At 65.7% G+C, this 20,341-nt stretch carries 22 protein-coding genes; 13 read left to right on the forward strand and 9 right to left on the reverse strand.

Annotated elements, in window-relative coordinates; genetic code table 11:
• Window positions 1–40 precede the first annotated feature (40 nt).
• Complete coding sequence (locus tag TFC3_RS31855; RefSeq protein ID WP_067509351.1) at window positions 41–931, reverse strand: helix-turn-helix transcriptional regulator; 891 nt, start codon at window positions 929–931, stop codon at window positions 41–43.
• Window positions 932–1,237: 306 nt separating this feature from the next.
• On the opposite strand from TFC3_RS31855, the gene TFC3_RS31860 reads away from it, so the two are divergent.
• The 3 genes from TFC3_RS31860 to TFC3_RS31870 all read left to right on the forward strand — a co-directional run bounded on the left by TFC3_RS31860 (window position 1,238) and on the right by TFC3_RS31870 (window position 3,243).
• Entirely contained in the window at window positions 1,238–1,555 is a 318-nt protein-coding gene (locus TFC3_RS31860) for a hypothetical protein (protein WP_067509353.1), read from the forward strand.
• 171 nt (window positions 1,556–1,726) lie between these two features.
• Window positions 1,727–2,797 (forward strand): FxsB family cyclophane-forming radical SAM/SPASM peptide maturase, encoded by a 1,071-nt coding sequence (locus TFC3_RS31865; protein WP_236718570.1) that lies wholly within the window; start codon window positions 1,727–1,729, stop codon window positions 2,795–2,797.
• Complete coding sequence (locus TFC3_RS31870; protein WP_067509355.1) at window positions 2,794–3,243, forward strand: hypothetical protein; 450 nt, start codon at window positions 2,794–2,796, stop codon at window positions 3,241–3,243. Before TFC3_RS31865 ends, TFC3_RS31870 begins: the two co-directional genes overlap by 4 nt.
• Window positions 3,244–3,407: 164 nt before the next feature.
• Here the strand turns inward: TFC3_RS31870 and TFC3_RS31875 are convergent, their stop codons facing one another.
• From TFC3_RS31875 to TFC3_RS31885, 3 genes are all read right to left on the reverse strand, one after another.
• Window positions 3,408–4,244, reverse strand: a complete 837-nt coding sequence (locus TFC3_RS31875) for a phosphoribosylaminoimidazolesuccinocarboxamide synthase (protein WP_067509356.1) — start codon at window positions 4,242–4,244, stop codon at window positions 3,408–3,410.
• A gap of 111 nt (window positions 4,245–4,355) precedes the next feature.
• On the reverse strand, window positions 4,356–4,946 hold the full coding sequence (locus TFC3_RS31880) for an NgoMIV family type II restriction endonuclease (RefSeq protein ID WP_153040559.1): 591 nt from the start codon (window positions 4,944–4,946) through the stop codon (window positions 4,356–4,358).
• A gap of 517 nt (window positions 4,947–5,463) precedes the next feature.
• Window positions 5,464–6,714: a DNA cytosine methyltransferase gene (locus TFC3_RS31885; protein ID WP_067509360.1), complete on the reverse strand. Its 1,251-nt coding sequence runs from the start codon at window positions 6,712–6,714 to the stop codon at window positions 5,464–5,466.
• Between the two features lie 100 nt (window positions 6,715–6,814).
• Here TFC3_RS31885 and TFC3_RS31890 point away from each other — a divergent pair, with 100 nt between their 5' ends.
• From TFC3_RS31890 to TFC3_RS37555, 3 genes are read left to right on the forward strand one after another with little or no spacing between them, the layout of a single operon-like run.
• On the forward strand, window positions 6,815–7,324 hold the full coding sequence (locus TFC3_RS31890; protein WP_236718572.1) for a very short patch repair endonuclease: 510 nt from the start codon (window positions 6,815–6,817) through the stop codon (window positions 7,322–7,324).
• A 39-nt stretch (window positions 7,325–7,363) separates the two neighbouring features.
• The gene (locus TFC3_RS31895) at window positions 7,364–8,326 is read left to right on the forward strand and encodes a NaeI family type II restriction endonuclease (protein WP_067509363.1); all 963 of its coding nucleotides are present in this window, start codon (window positions 7,364–7,366) and stop codon (window positions 8,324–8,326) included.
• A gap of 45 nt (window positions 8,327–8,371) precedes the next feature.
• Complete coding sequence (locus tag TFC3_RS37555; protein ID WP_153040560.1) at window positions 8,372–9,265, forward strand: HNH endonuclease; 894 nt, start codon at window positions 8,372–8,374, stop codon at window positions 9,263–9,265.
• A 200-nt stretch (window positions 9,266–9,465) separates the two neighbouring features.
• Here the strand turns inward: TFC3_RS37555 and TFC3_RS31900 are convergent, their stop codons facing one another.
• From TFC3_RS31900 to TFC3_RS31915, 4 genes are all read right to left on the reverse strand, one after another.
• Window positions 9,466–10,053, reverse strand: a complete 588-nt coding sequence (locus TFC3_RS31900; protein ID WP_067509367.1) for a DUF305 domain-containing protein — start codon at window positions 10,051–10,053, stop codon at window positions 9,466–9,468.
• The gene (locus TFC3_RS31905; protein WP_067509368.1) at window positions 10,050–10,844 is read right to left on the reverse strand and encodes a lytic polysaccharide monooxygenase; all 795 of its coding nucleotides are present in this window, start codon (window positions 10,842–10,844) and stop codon (window positions 10,050–10,052) included. The genes TFC3_RS31900 and TFC3_RS31905 overlap by 4 nt, the downstream gene beginning before the upstream one ends.
• A 91-nt stretch (window positions 10,845–10,935) precedes the next feature.
• Window positions 10,936–12,264, reverse strand: coding sequence for a HAMP domain-containing sensor histidine kinase (locus TFC3_RS31910; protein WP_067509369.1), 1,329 nt, complete (start codon window positions 12,262–12,264; stop codon window positions 10,936–10,938).
• On the reverse strand, window positions 12,261–12,947 hold the full coding sequence (locus TFC3_RS31915; protein WP_067509944.1) for a response regulator transcription factor: 687 nt from the start codon (window positions 12,945–12,947) through the stop codon (window positions 12,261–12,263). Before TFC3_RS31915 ends, TFC3_RS31910 begins: the two co-directional genes overlap by 4 nt.
• A gap of 36 nt (window positions 12,948–12,983) precedes the next feature.
• On the opposite strand from TFC3_RS31915, the gene TFC3_RS31920 reads away from it, so the two are divergent.
• Complete coding sequence (locus TFC3_RS31920) at window positions 12,984–13,655, forward strand: DNA mismatch repair protein MutL (RefSeq protein WP_067509946.1); 672 nt, start codon at window positions 12,984–12,986, stop codon at window positions 13,653–13,655.
• A gap of 100 nt (window positions 13,656–13,755) precedes the next feature.
• Here the strand turns inward: TFC3_RS31920 and TFC3_RS31925 are convergent, their stop codons facing one another.
• Window positions 13,756–13,935, reverse strand: a complete 180-nt coding sequence (locus tag TFC3_RS31925; RefSeq protein ID WP_067509948.1) for a hypothetical protein — start codon at window positions 13,933–13,935, stop codon at window positions 13,756–13,758.
• Between the two features lie 106 nt (window positions 13,936–14,041).
• Here TFC3_RS31925 and TFC3_RS31930 point away from each other — a divergent pair, with 106 nt between their 5' ends.
• The 6 genes from TFC3_RS31930 to TFC3_RS31955 all read left to right on the forward strand — a co-directional run bounded on the left by TFC3_RS31930 (window position 14,042) and on the right by TFC3_RS31955 (window position 20,234).
• Window positions 14,042–14,461 carry a nitroreductase family deazaflavin-dependent oxidoreductase gene (locus TFC3_RS31930; protein ID WP_067509374.1) on the forward strand — a complete coding sequence of 140 codons (420 nt, stop codon included), beginning with the start codon at window positions 14,042–14,044 and terminating at the stop codon, window positions 14,459–14,461.
• 85 nt (window positions 14,462–14,546) lie between these two features.
• Entirely contained in the window at window positions 14,547–15,812 is a 1,266-nt protein-coding gene (locus tag TFC3_RS31935) for a sensor histidine kinase (protein WP_082772645.1), read from the forward strand.
• Window positions 15,809–16,468 (forward strand): response regulator transcription factor, encoded by a 660-nt coding sequence (locus tag TFC3_RS31940; RefSeq protein WP_067509376.1) that lies wholly within the window; start codon window positions 15,809–15,811, stop codon window positions 16,466–16,468. The genes TFC3_RS31935 and TFC3_RS31940 overlap by 4 nt, the downstream gene beginning before the upstream one ends.
• Window positions 16,469–16,591: 123 nt before the next feature.
• Window positions 16,592–17,026: a hypothetical protein gene (locus TFC3_RS31945; RefSeq protein ID WP_153040561.1), complete on the forward strand. Its 435-nt coding sequence runs from the start codon at window positions 16,592–16,594 to the stop codon at window positions 17,024–17,026.
• On the forward strand, window positions 17,026–17,730 hold the full coding sequence (locus TFC3_RS31950; protein WP_067509380.1) for an ABC transporter ATP-binding protein: 705 nt from the start codon (window positions 17,026–17,028) through the stop codon (window positions 17,728–17,730). The genes TFC3_RS31945 and TFC3_RS31950 overlap by 1 nt, the downstream gene beginning before the upstream one ends.
• A gap of 2 nt (window positions 17,731–17,732) precedes the next feature.
• On the forward strand, window positions 17,733–20,234 hold the full coding sequence (locus TFC3_RS31955; RefSeq protein WP_067509382.1) for an ABC transporter permease: 2,502 nt from the start codon (window positions 17,733–17,735) through the stop codon (window positions 20,232–20,234).
• The last annotated feature ends 107 nt before the right edge of the window (window positions 20,235–20,341 follow it).

The following is a 20,341-nucleotide window of genomic DNA, read 5'->3' on the forward strand; positions in this document are numbered from 1 at the left end:
TTATTGATCCACAACGAAGGATCGTGGGCGGCCGGTTGCGTCAGGCCGGGCGGCCGATCTCGTGCAGTAGCTTGCCGAGGATTTCCTGAGTGTGGTTCGGCGGCTCGGCGTCGATGCAGACGCGCTCCATGGCGATCGCGTACTGGTCGACGTCGTCCCGCTTGTCCAGATAGATGCCGCTGGTCAGCTGCTCGACGTAGACCACGTCGGGCAGCTCCGGCTCGGGGAAGCGCAGGATGGCGAACGGGCCGCCCGCCGCGGCGTGACCACCGACGTTGAACGGAATGATCTGGAGCCGGACATTCGGCTTCTTCGACGCTTCGATAAGCGCCTCGATCTGCCCGCGCATGACGTCGTGGCCGCCGATGGGCCGGCGCAGCACCGCTTCGTCGATGACCGCCCACAATTGCGGCGCCTCGGCCCGGTCGAGCAACTGCTGCCGCTGCTGGCGCAACTCGACCCGGCGATCGATTTCGTCGGCTGTCGCTCCGGCGTGTCCGAGCATGATCACGGCGCGGGCGTACTCCGGGGTCTGCAGCAGACCCGGGACGAATTGGATTTCGTACGTCCGGATCAGTGACGCGGCGGCTTCGAGTCCCAAATAGGACTGGAACCATGACGGCATCACGTCGCCGAAGTGGTGCCACCAGCCGGGGTTGTTCGCCTGGCGCGCCAGGCCCAGCAGCGCCTCGCGCTCGGCTGCGTCCTTGACGCCGTACATGGTCAGCAAGTCAGCGACGTCGCGCTCCTTGAAGCTGACGCGGCCCAACTCCATGCGGCTGATCTTCGACCCGGAGGCGCGGATCTCGTAGCCGGCGTCTTCCCGGCTGATCCCTCTGCCTTCCCGAAGCCGACGCAACTGCGCACCGAGCAGGATGCGCAGCACGGTGGGGCCGCTGTTCGGCGCCTCCTCCTGCGAACCCGCGCTCACCCTGCTCCTTGTCCTTGCGTCTCGACGAAGCTGCAAGTTGCAGATCCGTTGCCCAATGCATCCTAAGGGTGAGATCGCCCGACGGAAAACCGAACGTTCGGCTATCCCCTGCGTCGATACGCACGAGCCGGATGCACGTGCATCCGGCCTTGCGAACGCACTCGATCCCGAGCATGATAGCTGACAGGCGGTGGGTGATGCGCTGACACAGCGTGCTGAAAAGTCTGGCTGTTCTGGCGAATCACACCCCCAGCGCCTAGGGAACCACCCGATGACCGAGTCAATCCCGGACGCAGGAGGCTCTCGATGTCCACCCCGACCATCGCCCCGCCGCAGCGAGACCCGGCAGAGGTGGCCCCGGCCGACAGCTACCACAAGAAAGACCCCGTCTGGGTCTACCGGGACGGCTGGCGAGCAGGCGTCATCGAGGCAGCATCGCCGATGGCGGTGACCGTGACCTATCGCCCCGGCACCCACCTCGGCACCGGTGTGGACACCTTCACAGCTTCCTACGTGACCACTCGCGCCGACGAAGACCCCGCCCTGGACCGCCGGCAGGAACACGGCCTGATGATCCGGCGCCCCAAGGTCGGCGGCGACGGCGCTGCGGCTTTGAGCTTCTGATGATTGCGGCGGTCACCGGGCTCATCTGCCTGCTCACCGGCATAGTCCTCGGCTGGTATCTGCGGCGCAGCAACGACTGGTGCGCCCACTGTGGTGAACAGCTCAGCTGCGATGCCTGCGGGTCCGGGGCAGCCTGGCCGCGCGGCCGCTCATCGGAGCTAGAGTTCTCGGGTGCCGGCCTTCCGCGAATTCGTGATGAAGGTGCATCAGCGTTGCAACCTCGCCTGTGACTACTGCTACGTCTACGAGCTAGCCGACCAGAGCTGGCGCGACCGTCCGGCGGCCATGTCCCCGGCGGTCTGGCAGGCGGCCGCCCGGCGCATCGCCGAGCACGACCCGCAGCACGCGGACGTCGTCCTGCACGGAGGCGAACCCCTGCTGGCCGGCCGCGACGCGCTGGTGAAAATAATAGGTGACCTCCGGGCGACCCTGCCCAGCGTGTCGTTCCGCCTGCAAACCAACGGCGCCCTGCTGACCCCGCAGATGCTGACCACGCTCGCGGACCATGATGTGCGGATCGGTGTCAGCCTGGATGGGCCGGCCGCCCAGCACGATCGCCGACGTAGGCACCGGGACGGCCGGGGCAGCCATGTTCTCGTCGACCGGGCGCTGCGGTTGCTGGCCGATCACCCCGCGTACGGGGGCATTCTGTGCACAGTAGACGTGTCAGCGGATCCGGTGGACGTGTACGAGGCGCTGCTCGAATACCGGCCACCCACGATCGACTTGTTGCTGCCCCACGCGAACTGGGAGCACCCGCCCGGCCCCGGATATGCGGACTGGATGATCACCGTGTTCGACCGCTGGTATTCCGCACCAACGCGGGAAACCGGAATCAGGCTGTTCGAGGAGATCATCAACCTGGTGCTGGGTGGTACCAGCCGCTCCGATCAGGTGGGGCTCAGCCCGGCGCCGGTCGTCGTCATCGAGTCGGATGGCACCATCGAACAGGTGGATTCGCTCAAATCGGCCTACCAGGGCGCGGCCGCAACCGGCCTCAACGTGTTCGACAATGCGCTGGACGAGGCCCTGCGCCACCCCGGCATAGTCGCGCGCCAGGCAGGGTTGAAGGCGCTAGCACCGTCGTGCTTGGCCTGCCCCGTCCACGACATCTGCGGCGCCGGCCACTACGCACACCGCTACCGCGCGGGCGCCGGCTTTAAGAACCCTTCGGCCTACTGTGCCGATCTGCGCCGGCTCATCGACCACGTAGCCACCAGAATCGCGGCGGACGTCAAATGACCACTTTCATCCTCACGTGGGACGGCAGCGACACCGGCTATTTCAAGACCAACTACGAAAACGACATAGCGTCCACGGCGGCAGGCGTCCCGGTGAAAGGCCGTTGGAGCTTCGGCTCCAGGCGATCCGGTACGTCCGCAGGTGACGAAGTCTTTCTCCTGAGGCAGAACAACCGCAGGGGCATCATCGCCGCCGGCCACCTAGCCGATGGACTCATCTTTCCGGCACCCCACTGGGCCGGCGACCCGCTTAAGGTGACGTACTACGCGGACATCCTGTGGGACCGGGTGCTACCGGTAGCCGACCGCCTACCCTTGGCCGAGTTGTTAGCGGAAGTCCCCGGCCACCACTGGAACCACATCTTCGCCTCAGGTCAGCAGGTACGCCCGCCGGCGGATGAAGCGCTGGCTGACCTGTGGAAGTTTCACATCGCGTCGCACGGGTAGCGCTTCACCATGACGAACCCCACCGAACACTCGCCCGAGCAGCTAGAGCCAAAGTCGAGCGAAGAGGCCGCTGAGATCGTACGGAATGAAGAGTCTTTGCAGGCCGGAAACGCCGCGGACGAAGACGCTCGCACTCCGGACACCTCGCCGGTAGGTGAGGAACGCTAGCGCCACTTGTCGCCGGTCAGCCGCTCGTACACCTCGATGTACACGTTGCGGGTGGCGTCGACGACGTCCTCAGGGATCTCCGGTCCCGGATGCGTGCGGTCCCAGTCGGAGTTGGCGGACCAGTTGCGTAGGAACTGCTTGTCCAGGTAGCGGGGAGCGGTGCCGGGCTTCCACTCATCAGCAGCCCAAAACCGGGACGAATCCGGAGTAAGAAGCTCATCTCCAAGAGTGAGCCTGCCACCCTTGGACAGCCCGACTTCGATCTTCGTGTCAGCGATGATGATCCCGCTGCGCTCAGCCACCTCAGACCCACGCCGGTACACCTCCAGCGTGATCCGCTTGAGCTCGCCGGCCAGGTCCGCGCCTACCTTGGCCTCAACCTCGGCGTACGTCATGTTCTCGTCATGGCCCTGACCCGGCGGCTGCTTGGTCGTAGGCGTGAAGATTGGCTCCGGCAGCTTCGAGGACTCGATCAGTCCAGCAGGCAGCTCAACCCCGCAAATGGCCCCGTCCCGCTCGTACGTCTTAAGCCCCGAGCCGGCCAGATACCCCCGGGCAATGCACTCGACCATGACCATCTCAAGGCGCTCAACGCGTACGGCCCGGCCCGCCCACTCCTCAGGCACGTCAGTGGCCGAGATGATGTGGTTCGGCACGACGTCAGCAAGCTGCTCGAACCACCAGAGCGACAGCTGGGTGAGGATCTTGCCCTTGTCGGGGATCGGGGTGGGCAGAATGACGTCGTAGATCGAGATCCGGTCCGAGGCGACCAGAACGATGTCGTCCTTGTCCGCGTAGACCTCCCGGACCTTCCCCGAGTGCAACAGCTCCACGTGCGTCCCTCCACCCCTACAGCCAGCTGCGTTCACGCTATCGAACCGCGCCGACGGGCTCTTGCTCGACGTACTGCTTGCCGGCTTAGCGCCCTCAAAGTGCATGAGCGACTATCCCAGCGCCAGCACGTCGGCGAGCTCACCATAGGGGCGGACGCGCTGCATATCCACCATCTCGCGCCAGTCGTCCGCCTGACTTCTCAGTGCGGAACTCCCGGCCGCAAGCGCGTCCATCGCCTCATTCATCTCATCGAACAGTAAGTGGTAGATAGCATCAATTTCGCCGGTGCCGCGAGCGATCGAGATGATGCGGCTGGGAAGAGGTTCAGCTGTAACGACGACGAGGTGCGGAAGTCGTCCACGCCGATTGCGCACCAGTGTGCCGAACTCGACGCGAATATTCTGCGCTCTATCCGACCGAATCGTTAGCTTCGACGATACTGCCGCATGCAAGGTGTACTGAGCGGTTCCCGTCCACTGGCTTGGAACGCCAATCATGATGTCAGGCTTGACGTGGTAGTCCCGTCCCACCGCAGTCCGGAGCGTTGGTTCCTCGATGAGCAACTTCTGCAAATCTGCAAGATGCTGATACTGCGTGAATTGGTTTGCCTCTCCTTGGCGCGTAACGAACCATCTTTGCGGGCTGTGCTGCTGAGTCGGCGTCCGGCGTACGCTTGTAGAGCGCCTGCTTGAGATCTGCAGCTAGTCCTCGCTCCAACTGAGTGCCAGTAGCCTCTACTTTTTTGGATACCGCCTCTGCCTCACCAAAGGTCACCGCGGCTGCCGCGCTTTCCTTGGCCGCTTCAACGGCCCCGATGTCAAAATTGACGACCTGGTCTTTGGGAACACCTAGCAGTTCATACACAGCACCAGCAATGCGGGTACTCGATGATCCAGATAGATCTGCCAAGTTAGGCCCGAGGCCGACCCCGAAAAACTTTTCGCAGCGCGGAGTCGCTTTCTTGGTGGCTTGCTTCCAGCCCAGCCGTTCTTTGAACCAGTCAGGTGCGGTCACGGCTCGCGACTGTAACAGCCCGCCACTCACGGCGACGCAAGCGAATGAGCTGGTGTTAGCAACGCTCGACCGAAGAGCCACCAGCTAGTACCCGCTGGAATCGTCAGCCGGGAAAATCAGTTGGGTGTCAAGCCTAGGTCGAACGCCAACTTCATCGCCTGCGGGAAGGGTCCGCTTCCCGCAGGCGCACCGAAAGTCACATCGTCAGCTGATGCGCGCTTGATACTTCATGAAGAGCTCGTGCCGATCGTGATCTTGCTGCCCGACAAAAGCACGAAAATCACCAAGCTTGTAAGCGGGCAGCGTCTTGTCTTCGTTGACCTCGATGTGGAAGTCCTGGCCGAGGAGACTCATGCGGCGTTCGAGCTCCGGGGCCTCGATAGGCCGGCCAACCGCACGAACTAATTGGTTGTACGTGACAAACCCGTCGGTCTCGCGCAGGACCCGGTAGATGGGGTCATGCTCAACGGATTCGCGCTGCTGCGGAACGCCAACACGCTTGAACGCTCGCATGATTGATTGGCCCACGGCTGCAGCAACCGGAGGAGGAAAGGCGTTCCCGATCTGGCGGTACTTAGTGGTTTTGCGACCAGAAAAGGTCCACTCGTAGTCATCAGACCAGCCTTGGATGCGGGCAACCATCTCGCATGTCAACTTCGGCCCCGGCTTCCCTTCAGGGATGGTTGCACCCCGCATAGGCGCTTCGTCGGCAACTCCAAGAGCGTCGACGCTCAACTCGGCCCAAGCCCGCTTCGCACGTGTTGGCCCGAGGTCAGCGCCGCCGTGCTTCTTCGAGCCCCCCACGATTGTGGGAGCAATCCGATTCGCACGCTTCGCCCATGCCTTAGCGCCCTCCCAGCCATTTGAGGCCATCAGATCACCGATGGCCTCCCCCACCGTGGGCGTTTGCTCCACCGGCTCGGGCCACTGGAAGTACGGCGCATCCTCGGGACGCAGAGCCACGAGGACGAATCGGGGACGAAGTTGTGGCACGCCATAGTCAGATGCCTGAAGCAGTTGCCAGAACGCGACGTAGCCAAGCGATGCCAGGCGGTCAAGAACGTGCTGCCGATAGCCCGCGAAACGGGGCATGCTCAAGCCACGCACATTCTCTAGAAGGAGAGCCCGAGGCCGTACGGTGCCAGCTAGCTCAACCGCCCATGCAAAAAGGTCTCGCTCATCCGTAGCACCCAGCTGCTTGCCGGCGATCGTGAACGGAGGGCACGGAACCCCACCCGCCAGGAGGTCAACGCCCTCGTAGTCGGACGGCTTCCAAGTATCTTCACTCGCCACGTCTCCCAGAGCGACCTTCCATGCCGGGCGGTTCTCGTGGAGCGTGTCGCACGCATTCCTATCTAGTTCGACTGCCAAGGCATGCTCGAAGCCGGCCTTTTCGAGGCCAAGGGCTTGCCCGCCGGCCCCTGCGCAAATCTCAACTACCTCAAAGCTGTCCACGTGGCCTCCTTCCAGGGCTAGGCACGAGGCCCGGCCCTGACGAGTATCTTGCCTCAGATGAAGCAGCGCCCAGCGAGCAGCGCTTACGGATGTGCGCGGCGTGTCTAAGGGTGACGCCGAAGAGGTGCGCAAGAAGGCACACGAAAGAGGGCTCTATCCGGCTCCTCTGAATGCTGGCCGCTCGCGAAATATGCAGGCGAATCGCCGGAAAGACACCAAACCGGAGACGGTGCTGCGGTCGGCCTTGCACAGACTTGGCTACCGCTACCGCAAGGACCTGCTCTTGCGTTTCTCCGGCCAGGTCCGCGTCCGCCCAGACATCGTTTTCACGGCACGCAAGGTTGCTGTGTTCGTGGACGGCTGTTTCTGGCACGTATGTCCTCAGCATGGGCGGCAACCGAACACGAACGAGTGGTACTGGACGCCTAAGCTGCGCCGGAACATGGAGCGGGACGTGCGGGCAAACACCGCACTTGCCGACGCCGGCTGGCACGTCGTGCGTATCTGGGAGCACGAGACGCTGGAGGATGCAGTTGCCCGGGTACAGGCTGCTTTGCCAAGGTCGAACACGCGTTCGACCTTAGCGAAGTCGCACGACAAGAACCATTAAGACTAGCCAGAACCATCCTCGACGCCGGGAGAGATGAGTATGAGTGATGTGGTTCCAAGCTTGTTCGCCATCTCTGAGCCTGACCCTGAGGTTGAGGCGGTAGCCGCGGCGTTGCTCGTACTCGATCCCCACGGCGCCTCCACCGCAGGAGTGCTGCGAGACACGTTCGACCAGATCTACGACGGGCAGCGCACAGGCCGCTACAGCATCGACCGCCTAGCCAAGACGGAGCGAACCCACATCGGGACGCTGGTCGAAATCAACATGCAGCGCCGGTTCAAGTACGCAGACGGGGTCGACCTCGACTTCTCCATCGCCGGGTACGACGTCGACGCTAAGTACTCAATGCGCTTCGGCGGGTGGATGATCCCGGTGGAAGCGCAAGGCAAGCTCTGCATGCTCATCCATGCCGATGACGAGACGGCGCGCTGGTCTCTCGGAGTCATCCGAACCAAGCTCGAATATCTCAACGCCCCTAACCGCGATCTCAAGCGCACGATCACGAGGAATCACCTTGAGAACGCCAAGTGGCTCTTTAGAGACGCTCCGCTTCCGGAGAACACGCTGCTCTGCCTCTCGCCTGAGGATCAGGCAGCCATCGCGGCGGTGTCGCCAGGGAAGTGGCGGGTTGCCGAGCTCATGCGCCGCGCAGAGGGCCGGCGGGTGAACCGCTCCTCCATCGAGGCGACGGCTCAGCAGAAGGACAGCATGAAGCGTGTCCGAGCTAACGGCGGCGCAGCGGACATCTTAGCCAAGGAAGGCTTTCTCCTGCTCAGCGGCATAAGACTCGCAGCCCAGCGAGCAGCTCAGGACCTCGAACTGCCACATCCGCTCCCTGGAACTTTTGTACCGGTCCGCGTAACGCCGGCGGAAGCGAACTCAGATAGTCCAGTCACCGTGATCGGCGGGATTGACGTTAGACGCTGGCAGCCAGGTGATTCGATAACCGATACAACGTCACTTACCAAGATTTTGAACGGCCCTCCAACATCAGTTGAGTGAGCGTGCCGTTGCCCGTGGTCCTAGAGCTCGGCAATCTGCGGCCTGATGGCTGAACTTCATCCCGGATCGAACATGCCGCCCAGCCATGAGGGCGACCCGAACGACGGAGTAGGCCAGTACACAGGCTACAAATATCTGATGTTCGATCCAGAGCACGAGGATTACCCTAAGGAAGCCTTCGCCGAGGAGGGCCGTAGTGGCCAGTTGCGGCTCTGGTGGGAGCTGGAGGTTGCGCCTGGAAAGAGAAAGCAGTCTTTCGGGGCGGAACAGAAGCTCGCCGCTTGGATGGCCTTCAATCTCGACATCGGCGATCGATTTAACATCCGCATGCTGCGTGAGGCCCTCGGCAGTGAGGTCGTGCCGAACGAGCAGGAGCGCCTTAACCGCCGCTTCCGCGAGCTTAGAAAAGACGACTGGGAAGTTCCCTCAAATAAGGATGACCGAACCCTGCCCTCCGCTACATATCGACTGGACGCTAAGGGCTGGCATCCGGCGCTTGGAGCCCGGCCACCTCGTAACGTGGTGTCGGAACGAACGCGGCGTCAAGTCCTGGATCGTGATGGATGGCGATGCGTCGTCTGCGGAATCGGCGGCAACGAGCCTTACCCTGACGGCTTCGGTACTGCCTACCTCACAGCGGGCCACATCAGGCCTCGGGCAGCTCAGGGAGACTCAAGCGACTTGAACAACTTGCGCGCCGAATGCAAGCGCTGCAACGAGCCCGTACGCAACGAGATGCGAGTTCCCGAGACCGTTGCGGAAATCTTGCCATCGGTTCGCAACCTCAACAAGCCAGAACTCCAACGATTGTCGGACTGGCTTGACCTAGGGCACCGCACTCGCGATCGGCTGGATGATCTATACGATCGCGCACGAATGATGGGCTTTGACGACCGCGAGGACTTAAAGGCGAGGGTACGGCGTCTACTCGGCAGATGAAGGCGTTAACCACCTTGTCTGGATGCTGCGAGACGGCCGCCGACCCATAGACGCAAGGAACTCCGGCCGGTCCGCTGAAGGGGGCGGACCGGCCGGAGTTGCCCGGGCGTGCTCAGTCTTGAAGGGGGAGACCGAAGCGGCCCGTCCAGCCCGACCGGCGGCCAGCCCGAGGGCCGGCCTGGGGATGCCGGTCAGAAAATCTAGGCGTTCATCATGGTGAGCATTTGCTGGATCTGGTCGGTGCGGCTTTCGCGTACCCGGTCGGCGAAAGCTTTTGTTTCCTTGTTGTCGCCCTGCGATGTTTCCAGTTGGGCCATTTCTACGGCGTTGTGCTGGTGGGCGACGAAAAGGTTCAGGAACGCCGTCTCGAAAGCGGTGCCGGAGGCCTTCTTGAGCGCGTCGATCTCTTCGGGGCCTGTTGCCGGCAGGCCGCCGTGGTCGGCGTGGGCGTTGGGGGCGTGGTCCACGGTGGTGGGTTGCTTCCAGTCGGTCAGCCACTTTTTCATGAGGGTGACTTCGTCGGACTGGGTGGCGTCGATGGCTTTGGCCAGGGTGGCGATGTCATCGCGATCCGCACTTTTCTCGGCGATGCGGACCATTTCGAGGCCCTGCTTGTGATGGGCGACCATCATCTGCAGGTACATCACGTCGATGTCGTTGTGCTCGGCTCCCGCTACGACGCCGGCTTTGACCGAGGAAGGGGATACCTCGGGGCCGGCGGTTTGCGGGGCTGTTCCGCAGGCGCCAAGCAAGAGGGCAGCCGACACCGCTACGACGAAGCGCTTCACAGGGGAAGCCAAAGGGCGAGGGTGTACACCGACGGTTCCCAGCTACGCAGCGACGAGTGGGACTGGCGGCACTCGTACTTCTCTCCCTCGTACGTCACCTTGTCGCCGGTCTTGTAAGCAACATTCGGCGCCCACTCAGCACCGGTGGGAGCAGCAGCCGAAGAAGAGGGCGACTTCGTAGGCGTAGCAGTGGCGGTAGCAGTAGCGGTAGGCGACGGCGCGACAACGGGAGGCTTGGTGGCGCTCGGCGTGGGTGACGGGGCGGGCGTAGTGGCACCGCCGCCGCCCACATTCAGGTCGACACAGCTGTAGAAGGCGTTCGCCGTGTCCCCGATGTTCCATACCGCAAGCACGGTCTGCCGGCCCGGGAAAGCGCTCAGATCCACATTGTGCGTAACCACCGCATCCGGCTGCTGGTTGCCCCCGTCAACGGTGGCGACTTTCTTGCCACCGATGAAGTACTCCCAGTTGCTGGTGCGGTGGCGAGCCGTCATGACCCACGTGAAGGTGACCTTCTTGTCCACCGTTTTCGCGGGCCAGTTGCGGCTGTTGTCGTTCAGCACAGCGAATTGCGCGACGCCGCCGTTGCAGGTTGTCTGGCCCTTGGGGGCCTCGACGCTCTGGGGCTCGAATTGGATCTGGCCGCAATCCTTAACGGCACCGGAAGCGCACAGGGCCTGCCGGCTCGGCGGGGCCGAAACGTATCCGTGGGCCAGCGCGGGCGACGACACCGCCAGCGTGGAGCCGATCGCTCCGATTGCTGCCAGCGGATAGGCGATCGACCTGCGCATGAGTGGACCCCTTCGAAAGCTCAGTGGCTGACCTACGCCGGGAAAGCTATCGGCGCTCGCCATAACGGAGCCTTAAAGAGACCGGAAAAACTTATGAAGTACGGCGACGTCGTCCGGCCGCGCGCGTGGGGAGTTCCTGCGTGGGGACGATTTCGGGTACGCGCAAAAGAAGCCCGATCCGAGCCCCGCCCAACGGCCCCCGCGTGATCTCCAGGCGACCCCCGGCCGCTTCGGCAACCCGGCGCACGATGTCCAGCCCCAACCCGGTCGAGCCCGCACCACTGACCCCGCGTTGCACCGCGGCAGCCGGATCGGCGATGCCGGGACCCGCGTCATCGACCAGCAGACCGGCCGGCGACACCGTGACCCGGAACGCCACGCCTTCCGGGGTGTGCGCGAAAACGTTGCCCAGCAACGAGTCCACGGCAAGGATCAGCTCGCTGCGCGGCAACGGTACGGGCACCGGGGTCTGCCCGCCGACCACTTCCCAGGGCCGCTGCTGGTCCTCGGCGAGCGCCGACCAGAACGCGAGCCGGTCGGCCAGCACCTCGATCAGGTCGGACTGCTGGTTACCGCGAGCCTCCACGCTGAGCCGGGCGCCCGCGATGATCGCTTCGAGTTCGGAGTCGAGCATGTCGCAGGCCTGGCGCATCCGGTCCCCGATCGGGCCCGGGGGCATGGTTTCCGCGTCGAGGCGCAGGGCGGTCAGCGGGGTCCGCAGGCGGTGCGAGAGGTCGGCGGCCAGTTCCCGCTCGGCGTCGAGCAGGCGGCGCAGGTCGGCGGCCATCGAGTTGAACGCCTGGGCGGCATCGCGAAGTTCGCGCGGGCCGCTGGGCTCTATTCGTACCGCTAGATCTCCGGCTCCCAGCTTGCGACTGGAACCGGCCAGCTCGCGGGTGGCGCGGACCAGACGGCTGCCGAGACGGTCGGCGAACAGGACCGAACCGGCGACCAGAACCACGGCCAGCGCGCTGAGGGCGAGCCAGGCCGGCCACACGCCGCGGCGCATCTCCTCTTCGGGAACGAACACCTCGATGACCACTGAACGGCCGTCGCTGAGCACGCTGGGCTGCAAGTATGTGAGGCCACCGGGGACTTCGGCGGTGACCGCGCGCCGGTATTGGTTCGCCTGGTTGATCTGATTGTCGGCTGAGTGGGTGGTGCCGATCGGGTCCATGCCCGGCATGTGCACAGCGAGGCGACCGGCGCTGCCCGCGACCGTGCTGGCCACCGCGCTCGTCAGCAGTTGCGGGTCGGCGTCGACGGCCAGCGCTGCCACCATGGCGGCAGCCTGCTGACGAGCATCACTGATGGCCCGATCATGGGCGATTTTTCCGGTCGCATAGATCAGGGGTACGAGAAAAGCCAGCGCCACCATCGACGTGATCGCGAGCGCCAGCCGGTTCAGCTCCCATCTCACGTCGGGTCGACCATCATCACGCCGACACCCCGTACCGTATGCAGAAAGCGCGGCGCCGCCGCCGTCTCGCCGAGCTTGCGCCGCAGCCAGGAGATGTGCACGTCGATCGTCTGCTCCTCGCCGATGCGGGACTGGTTCCAGACCTCGGTGAGCAGCTCACGCCGGCTGACCACCTGACCCACGCGCTCGGCCAGGTACGTGAGCACATCGAATTCGCGCCGGGTCAGCTGCAACGCCTGCCCGCGCAGGAAAACCCGGCGCTGCCGTGGATTGATCTCCAACTCTCCCACCGTGATCACGCTCGGTGCCGCTTCAACTGCAGCGCGCGTACGGCGAAGTACCGCGGCAATGCGCGCCAGGATGTGACCGCTGGAGAACGGCTTGGTCACATAGTCGTCGGCGCCCGCGCTGAGCAACGCGATGATGTCGGCCTCGGAGCGCCGCGCAGTGGCCACAATGACCGGCACAGCGGACACCGACCGCATCATTCGCAGCGCGTCGGTGCCGTCGATGTCGGGCAGCCCGAGGTCGAGAATGACCAGGTCAGGCTGCTCCTCGGTGAGAATTTTGAGCGCCTCACCGGCCTGACCCACCGGCCGCACAACATGGCCGGCATCGGTCAGCGCCCGCACCATCGCCGCCGTGATGTTGCGGTCGTCCTCGACCAGAAGGATCAACGCCATGGGCAACACCATAGAACCCATGGGAATATGTGCGGCGTGCGATCTACTCGGAGCTGGTTCCCGCTGCTTGGGTGGTGTGCGGCCACGCTGACCAGCGTCGCGCTGGCCTCGGTGGCGATGCTGCCGGTGTTGCGTACGGCCACAGCTAACGAGGGCACGCTGGTTTCGGTCGATCAGATCCGCGACACCGACGAGATCACGCCCGCTCCGCAACCCACCGTCACCACCGGGTCGCCCACCAAGGCACCGACGACTTCGCCGTCGCCCTCCGGCAAGACGCGCGTTCCGGGTGGTACCAAGCCATCTTCGCCGCCGGGCAAGGCGAGTTCGCCGCCGCCGGGCGAGAACCCGCCGGGTGAGAACCCATCGGGTGGGAAGTCGCCGGGCGATAAGTCACCCACCGGGAAGCCGTCGGCGACCAAACCCCCGACGGTCGAGGATGGGTGGACGGTGACGACGGACGGTGACGGGGTACGCACGTACGTCCGCTCGTTCCGGGTTAAGGGTGGCCAGACGGTGATCCGGGCCTCGAAGGGCGTTATCAAGCTCGTCACGGCGACCCCGTCGGGCGGCTATTCGGTGGCCACGGTGCAGAATTCGCCCGACAACCTCGCTGTCTACTTCAACGAGACCAACCACAGCTTCATCGTGCACGTGGTGTGGCAGACCGACAAACCGTTTGTCCAGGTCAGCGAGGTCGGTTCGTAAATCGGCTCAGGGCAGCCGACGACAATTCCGGTCAGTCTGGTGAGAACGGTGGCGACTCCATCGCGGCGTCCATTCGCCCACCGCAGGCGTCGCAGCAAGCTCAAGCCCCTTCAAGCATTTGCCGTACGCCCGCAAGCATGCGAAACACCTCGAGGCGCCCGTCCAGGAAGCCGCGGCGGTAGTCGGCCCCGGTCGCCGGGTGACCCGCCCGCCCTGCGTTGCGGTGGCCGGCACACCCATCGGCCAGGCCCTCGCAGTAAGCCAGCAAAGCCTCGTCCATCAGCCCATCCCACACGTCTTTGCAACGCTTCGCACCCGCCGTACAACCGATCAGCAACCAGCCGTTCCGGCGCTTTTAGATCACTGAACTGGGTACTTTCACCCTCATGACATCTGCAATCGACCTGCACGGCGACCCCCACGTCGCCCGCTACCTGGAAACGGACGGCGAAGACGGCTACCACTGGCGCAACGGGACCACGATCCTGATCCTGTTCACCAAGGGTCGCAAAACCGGCGAAGAGCGCTCCCACGCCCTGATCTATCGCGACCACGACGACAAGCACCTGGTCGTCGCGTCAAAGGGCGGAACGGACGCCCCGCCGGCCTGGTTCGTCAACCTGCAATCCGACCCGAACGTCGAAGTCCAGATCAAGGGGGACCGTTTCCGCGCCACCGCCCGAGTGGCAACCCCCGACGAAAAGCCGGAGATGTGGGACAAGATGGCCGAGGTCTGGCCGGACTACAACGAGTACCAGAAGAAGACCTCGCGCGAGATCCCGGTCGTGGTCCTCGAACGCGCCTGACAAACCGGGGCTGCCACCAGGTCCTGACAACGATGGTCGCGGTGGCAGCCCGCGGGCAAGGCGGTCCAGAGGTGGCGGCCGGAATATGGTCGGCGCGCGTGATGCCGAGGTGGGTAAGGCGGGCGACACTGGCACGGTGACGGTGATGATCAGCACGTGGGGTCCCAGGCTCTGGACGCTCTGGGACCTCGTCATTGCCACGGTCATCGCCACGATCGCCGTGCAGTACCGCAGCGAGTCGACCGCCGACATGCTGATCGGTTTCGGTCTGGCCATCGCGCTGGCGTTTCGCCGCAAAGCCCCCATCTTGGTTTTCGCAGTGACCGCTGTGCTGGTGCTGCTCCAGTTCGCCATCGCCTCGCCCGAGCCGACCGGCTATGACCTCGCTGCGGTTGTGGCGATGCTCGCCGTGGTCACCCATGTGCGTCCGTTCTGGCCGGCATATGTGGCCGGCGCGGTGGTGCTGGGCGGCGTCGTCGCGTATGCGGTGAAGGACGTCATCGCGCTGACCGGCCGGTCGTCGGTGCTCGACCTGACGTACCTGGCGGAATACAGCACGACAGCCACCATCTTCGCCGCGTTGTGGCTTTTCGCGTACGTGCTGCGGGTCAACCGGGAGCGCAGCGCAGCCGCCGCCGAACGCGCCGCGACCGCCGAACGCGAACGTGACCATCTAGCCCGGCTGGCCGCCGCGGACGAACGCGCCTTCATCGCCCGCGAGCTGCACGACGTGGTCGCCCACAGCCTGGCCGTGATGATCGCGCAGGCCGACGGCGCGAGTTACATCATCGAACGAAACCCCGATCAAGCCCGGGAAGCGATGCGTACGGTCGCAGACACCGGACGCGACGCGCTGGACGACATGCACCGCATCGTCGCAGTCCTACGCGGAACCGAGAGCGGAACCGGAACCGAGAGCGGAACCGGAAATCACGACGACCGGCGCCGGAGAGGTGTCGAAGAGTTGAAAACCCTCGTCGAACGAGCCCGAGCAGCAGGTCTGCACACCGAACTCGTCGTCGAGGGCAACACCAAGGCCCTGACCCCCGCCGACGAACTGACCGTGTTCCGGATCGCCCAGGAGGGGCTGACCAACGTGCTGCGCCACGCCGGAGCGCAGGCCCATGTCCAAGTCGCCCTGCGCATAGCAGCAGGTGAGGCGGTGGTCGAGGTCGCCGACGACGGCAACGGGCAGCGATCAGCACCCGAGCAGAGCCAGCAACCCGGCGGCAACGGGCTGGTCGGGATGCGCGAACGGGTGGCGGTGCACGGCGGCGAGATCACCGTCGGCCCTCGGCCCGGGTCCGGCTGGCTGGTTCGTGCCACGATCCCGCTCAAGGAGACGCTGTGAGCATTCGGATTCTGCTTGTCGACGACCAGGCGCTGGTGCGGGCCGGGTTCGGGATGGTGTTGTCGGCGCAGACCGACATGGAGGTGGTCGGCGAGGCCGCCGATGGGGCTCAAGCCATCGCCGCGCTGGCCCGCACGCCGGCCGACGTGGTGGTCATGGACATCCGGATGCCGGTGATGGACGGCGTGGAGGCGACCCGGCGGATCTGCGCCGAGCCGGGCGGGCCGCGGGTGCTGGCGCTCACCACCTTCGACACCGACGAGGATGCGTTCGCCGCGCTGCAGGCCGGGGCGAGCGGGTTCCTCCTCAAGAACGCCCCGCCAGAGGAGCTGCTGTCGGCAATCCGGGTGGTGGCCGCGGGCGAATCGGTGGTGGCACCGCGGGTCACCCGGGCGATGCTTGACCGCTTCGCCGCCCAGCTGACCCTGCCCGGTCGCGCCGACGAACGGCTGGCCTCGCTGACCGACCGCGAGCGCGAGGTGCTGGAGCTGGTCGCGGCGGGGTTGTCGAACACCGAGATCGCGGCGCAGTTGCACGTCGCCGAGTCGACGGTGAAGGTTCATTTCGGGCGCATTCTGACCAAGCTTGAGCTGCGGGACCGGGTGCAGGTGGTGGTTTTCGCGTACGAAATAGGGCTCGTCCGCCCGGCTTCCTAAAGCGGCATACGACTGCGGTCGTACCTGGCGGGCGCCGAGATCAGATCGCTCGCCGATGTGGGCCGGCCCCGCGGAATCGAAGAATGGAGTCGTGCCCGAACTCCCCGCGAATTGGAGCTGACCATGACCACCTACGACAACTCGCGCAAGAACCGCAACTGGAGTCAACTCCTGATTCTCGGCGTGGTCGCCGTCCTGGTGCTGGGCGGCGTGGCCTACGGCGTCAACTACGTGTGGAACAAGCGGTTCGGCCCGACCGCCGCCTCGGCCGCCGACTGCGAACTCGCCCAGAAGATGTTCGACAAGGCCGCCGCCTTCCCGAGTGACAAGGCCGCCGCGGAGAAGTGGGAGAAGGAGATCCGGCAGTACGCGCCCAGCCGGTTCGAGAACGACGGCGTCGCCACCCAGGTCCTGCGCTACACAATCTGGGCCCGGAACAAGGCCACCGGCTCCCCGGACCGGCCCGCGGCCGGCGTGCTTGAGGACATCGAGAAAGAGGCGTTGGGCCACTGCAAGGACAGCGGCGTCAAGCTCACGATCAAGAAGATCACTTTCTGATGTACGCCGTCACTGCCACCGATCTCGTCAAGGTCTACGGCACGGGCGATCGGGCCGTGCGCGCCCTCGACGGAGTGAGCGCCAACTTCGTGCGCGGGCGCTTCACCGCGATCATGGGCCCGTCCGGCTCGGGCAAGTCGACCTTCATGCACTGCCTCGCCGGGCTCGACACCCTCACCAGCGGCCGGATCACGATCGGTGACGCCGAGCTGTCCGGGCTCAGCGACCGGGCCCTGACCGCCGTGCGCCGCGACCGGATCGGGTTCGTCTTCCAGGCGTTCAACCTGCTGCCGCAGCTCACCGCCGAGCAGAACATCGCCCTTCCGCTCGACCTGGCCGGCCGCAAGCTGGACCGCGATCTGTTCGGCCACGTGACCGGCGTTCTCGGCATCACCGACCGGCTGGATCACCGCCCGTCCGAGCTCTCCGGCGGTCAGCAGCAACGCGTCGCCTTGGCCCGGGCCCTGGTGACACGCCCCGATGTGATCTTCGCCGACGAACCGACCGGCAACCTGGATTCCCGGTCCGGCGCCGAGGTGCTCGGCTTCCTGCGTGACTCGGTGCGCCGCTTCGGCCAGACCATCGTCATGGTCACGCACGACCGCAACGCCGCCGGGTACGCCGACCGGGTACTGGTCATGGCCGATGGCCGGCTGGCGCACGACAGCGCGGCCGCGACGGCTGGGGCGGGGGCGGCGCAGTGAACATGAGCGTGATCCGTACCCAGCTCAGCGGCATTCTGCGACGGCCCGGACGGCTACTGCTGACCGGCCTGTCCGTCCTGGTCGCGGCCTTTGTGGTGTTCGGCACGGTGCTGACCCACGATGTTGTCACGCGCGTCAGCCTCGACTCGTTCAGCGAGACCCCGGAAGCGGTGAGCCTGGTCGTCTCCTCCCAGGGCAACCCGATCAGCTCGCGGCAGGTGGCTGAGGTGCAGCGCCTCGCCGGCGTGGCCCAGACCGCGGGCCGGGAAACTCTTTCGTTCAAGCTCGGCGACTCGGCCTCCGGCGTGGACCTGGATGTGCTCGCCGACCCGGGTTCCGGCCCGATGTCGCGGATCACCCTGGCTACCGGCTCCTACCCCACCGCCGCCAAGCAGATCGCGCTCGACCAGCGGGCGGCGGCCCGGCTCGGCGCTGTACCCGGCAGCACGCTGCGGTTGCGCACCGGCAACACCACAGACAAGCCGATCAAGGTCACCGTCACCGCAGTGGTCGACGGCCCGCGCGACTCGGCGGAACGGGCCTACGCCCCCGACCGGGTGGTGGCAGGGCTCTCCAGCGAACCCGGTTACCCGCGGGTGGACATTCTCGCCGAGCCCGGCACCGACGTTGACGGATTGCAGGACAAGATCAGCACGCAGCTGATGAAGCCCGACACGTACCTGAACATCACCACCGGCGCGATCACCCGGCGCAAGGAAGCAATCGACGAGGCCCGGCAGCTCGATGATCTGTTCGCGCTGGTGGCTATGTTCGTTGCCGTGGCGGTCGTTGCCGCTGCCCTGGTGGCCACTTCCACCTTCCGGATTGTGTTCACGCAGCGGCTGCGTCAGCTCGCCCTGCTGCGCACGATCGGTGCTCAACGCGGGCAACTGGTCCGGGCGCTGGCCGTCGAGGGCGCGGTGATCGGGCTGGTCACCGGAACCACCGGGGTGCTGCTCGCCCAGGCCGCCGGGTTCGCCGCCCCGGCCATCGCTGGCGCCTTCGGTCACCCGCTGCCCGCCCCCGCCATGCCGGTCGGCGCCGCGATCGCCGTGATCATCGGATCCGGGCTGCTGACCACCGGCGCGGTCCTGGCCCCGGCTTTTACCGCCGCCGGAGTAGCCCCGCTGCAGGCCCTGCGCAGCGCGAGCACGTCCGGCTCGGAACGCGGCGTCTCCGCGGCCCGGGTCCTGCTGGGTGTCCTGCTGACCATCGCGGCCGCCGCCCTGGGCTGGCTCACCGCCGACCAGATGTCACAACCGAATACGTCCCCCGATGTGCTGCTCTACATCGTCGGCATCGGCGCGCTCGCCTTCGGCGTGTTGATTGCGCTCGGTCCGGTGCTCATCCGGCCGGTGCTGGCCGTCACCGGCTGGCCGCTGCGCCGCTCCGGTCCCACCGGCCGCCTCGCCGTCAGTGGTCTCGGCGGCACTCCCCGCCGGGCTGCGGCCGTGGCCGTCGTGGTCGCCCTCGGCGTCGCGATGCTCGCCGGCACTGTCGTCGGCATCTCCGGCCTGCAGAAGTGGACCGATCAGACGCTGGCCCGCCAGGTTCCGGCCGACCTGCTCATGGACGCGGACGACCCGGCGGCCTTCGCTGCCGTTCCGGATGCGGTGCGCGCCGATTCCCGGTTCACCCATGTCACCCCGATCAGGCTGGGAGACATCAAGACCAGCCGAGCCATGTCGTACGGCGTGATCTCCCTTGATCTGAAGGCTCTTCCCACCTCGGCAGCCTTGGAGTCCTCCAGCGGCTCGATCGCGGCCCTGGGTCCGGGACGGGCAATCCTGTCGGCCCAGCTCGCCGCCGATTACGACGTGACTGCCGGCGACACCGTGACGCTGAAGCCGAACGAAGGCAAGGGCGCGGCCCGCGTCGAGGTGGCTGCGGTGCTGACCGATGATGCCCCGCTGGGCATGGGCGCGGTGCTGGACACCGCCGACCTCACCATGCTGACCGGCCGTGAAACCGGCCCGGACGGCGTGCTCGCCGATGTTGCCAGCGGCTCCCGCGACGATGCCATCGCCGCGTTCCGCAAGCTGGGGACTCCGGCGGAAGCGGAAATCACCGTGCTCGCCGACGAGCGGGACAAGCGCAACGGGGAGATCTCCTCGCTGTTCCTCGCGGCGCTCGGCCTGCTCGGCCTGACCGTGCTGATCGCCGTGGTCGGCGTGGCCACCACCACCTCGCTGTCGGTGCTGGAACGCACCCGCGAATCGGGGCTGCTGCGCGCCCTGGGTCTGAGCCGCACCGGGCTGCGCTCGATGATCGGCATCGAGGCCGGGTTGTACGGCGTCATCGGAGCTGTGCTGGGTATTGCGCTCGGGGTGCCTTTCGCCTGGCTGGCACTCGAGGCGCTGAACTTCGACCTGCCGCTCACCTTCCCGGGCGGACGGTTGCTGCTGATCGTCCTGGCCATGGCCGCCATCACGGCGCTGGCCGGCCTGGTGCCGGCCCGGCGAGCGGCGCGGATCAGCCCGGTCGCCGCCCTGGCCGCGGACTGAGCACGCGAATCGCTGTGCAAATGCCCCGTGTGGCAGTCCGAAAGCGGGGAAATGCATCCTCGGGCCAGCGCGGCGTTCGCGAAGCAGCGCTGGTCAAGGCTCCGGGC

The organism is Actinoplanes sp. TFC3 (genome assembly GCF_001553785.1).
Classification (GTDB): Bacteria; Actinomycetota; Actinomycetes; order Mycobacteriales; family Micromonosporaceae; genus Actinoplanes.

Excerpts from the sequence above, each read along its gene's own strand:
- TFC3_RS31955 (WP_067509382.1), top strand. The coding sequence starts at position 17,733 with ATGAGCGTGATCCGTACCCAGCTCAGCGGCATTCTGCGACGGCCCGGA.
- TFC3_RS31860 (WP_067509353.1), top strand. The coding sequence starts at position 1,238 with ATGTCCACCCCGACCATCGCCCCGCCGCAGCGAGACCCGGCAGAGGTG.
- TFC3_RS31945 (WP_153040561.1), top strand. The coding sequence starts at position 16,592 with ATGACCACCTACGACAACTCGCGCAAGAACCGCAACTGGAGTCAACTC.
- TFC3_RS31950 (WP_067509380.1), top strand. The coding sequence starts at position 17,026 with ATGTACGCCGTCACTGCCACCGATCTCGTCAAGGTCTACGGCACGGGC.
- TFC3_RS31870 (WP_067509355.1), top strand. The coding sequence starts at position 2,794 with ATGACCACTTTCATCCTCACGTGGGACGGCAGCGACACCGGCTATTTC.
- TFC3_RS37555 (WP_153040560.1), top strand. The coding sequence starts at position 8,372 with ATGGCTGAACTTCATCCCGGATCGAACATGCCGCCCAGCCATGAGGGC.
- TFC3_RS31930 (WP_067509374.1), top strand. The coding sequence starts at position 14,042 with ATGACATCTGCAATCGACCTGCACGGCGACCCCCACGTCGCCCGCTAC.
- TFC3_RS31895 (WP_067509363.1), top strand. The coding sequence starts at position 7,364 with ATGAGTGATGTGGTTCCAAGCTTGTTCGCCATCTCTGAGCCTGACCCT.
- TFC3_RS31935 (WP_082772645.1), top strand. The coding sequence starts at position 14,547 with ATGGTCGGCGCGCGTGATGCCGAGGTGGGTAAGGCGGGCGACACTGGC.
- TFC3_RS31925 (WP_067509948.1), bottom strand. The coding sequence starts at position 13,935 with ATGGACGAGGCTTTGCTGGCTTACTGCGAGGGCCTGGCCGATGGGTGT.
- TFC3_RS31915 (WP_067509944.1), bottom strand. The coding sequence starts at position 12,947 with ATGGCGTTGATCCTTCTGGTCGAGGACGACCGCAACATCACGGCGGCG.
- TFC3_RS31905 (WP_067509368.1), bottom strand. The coding sequence starts at position 10,844 with ATGCGCAGGTCGATCGCCTATCCGCTGGCAGCAATCGGAGCGATCGGC.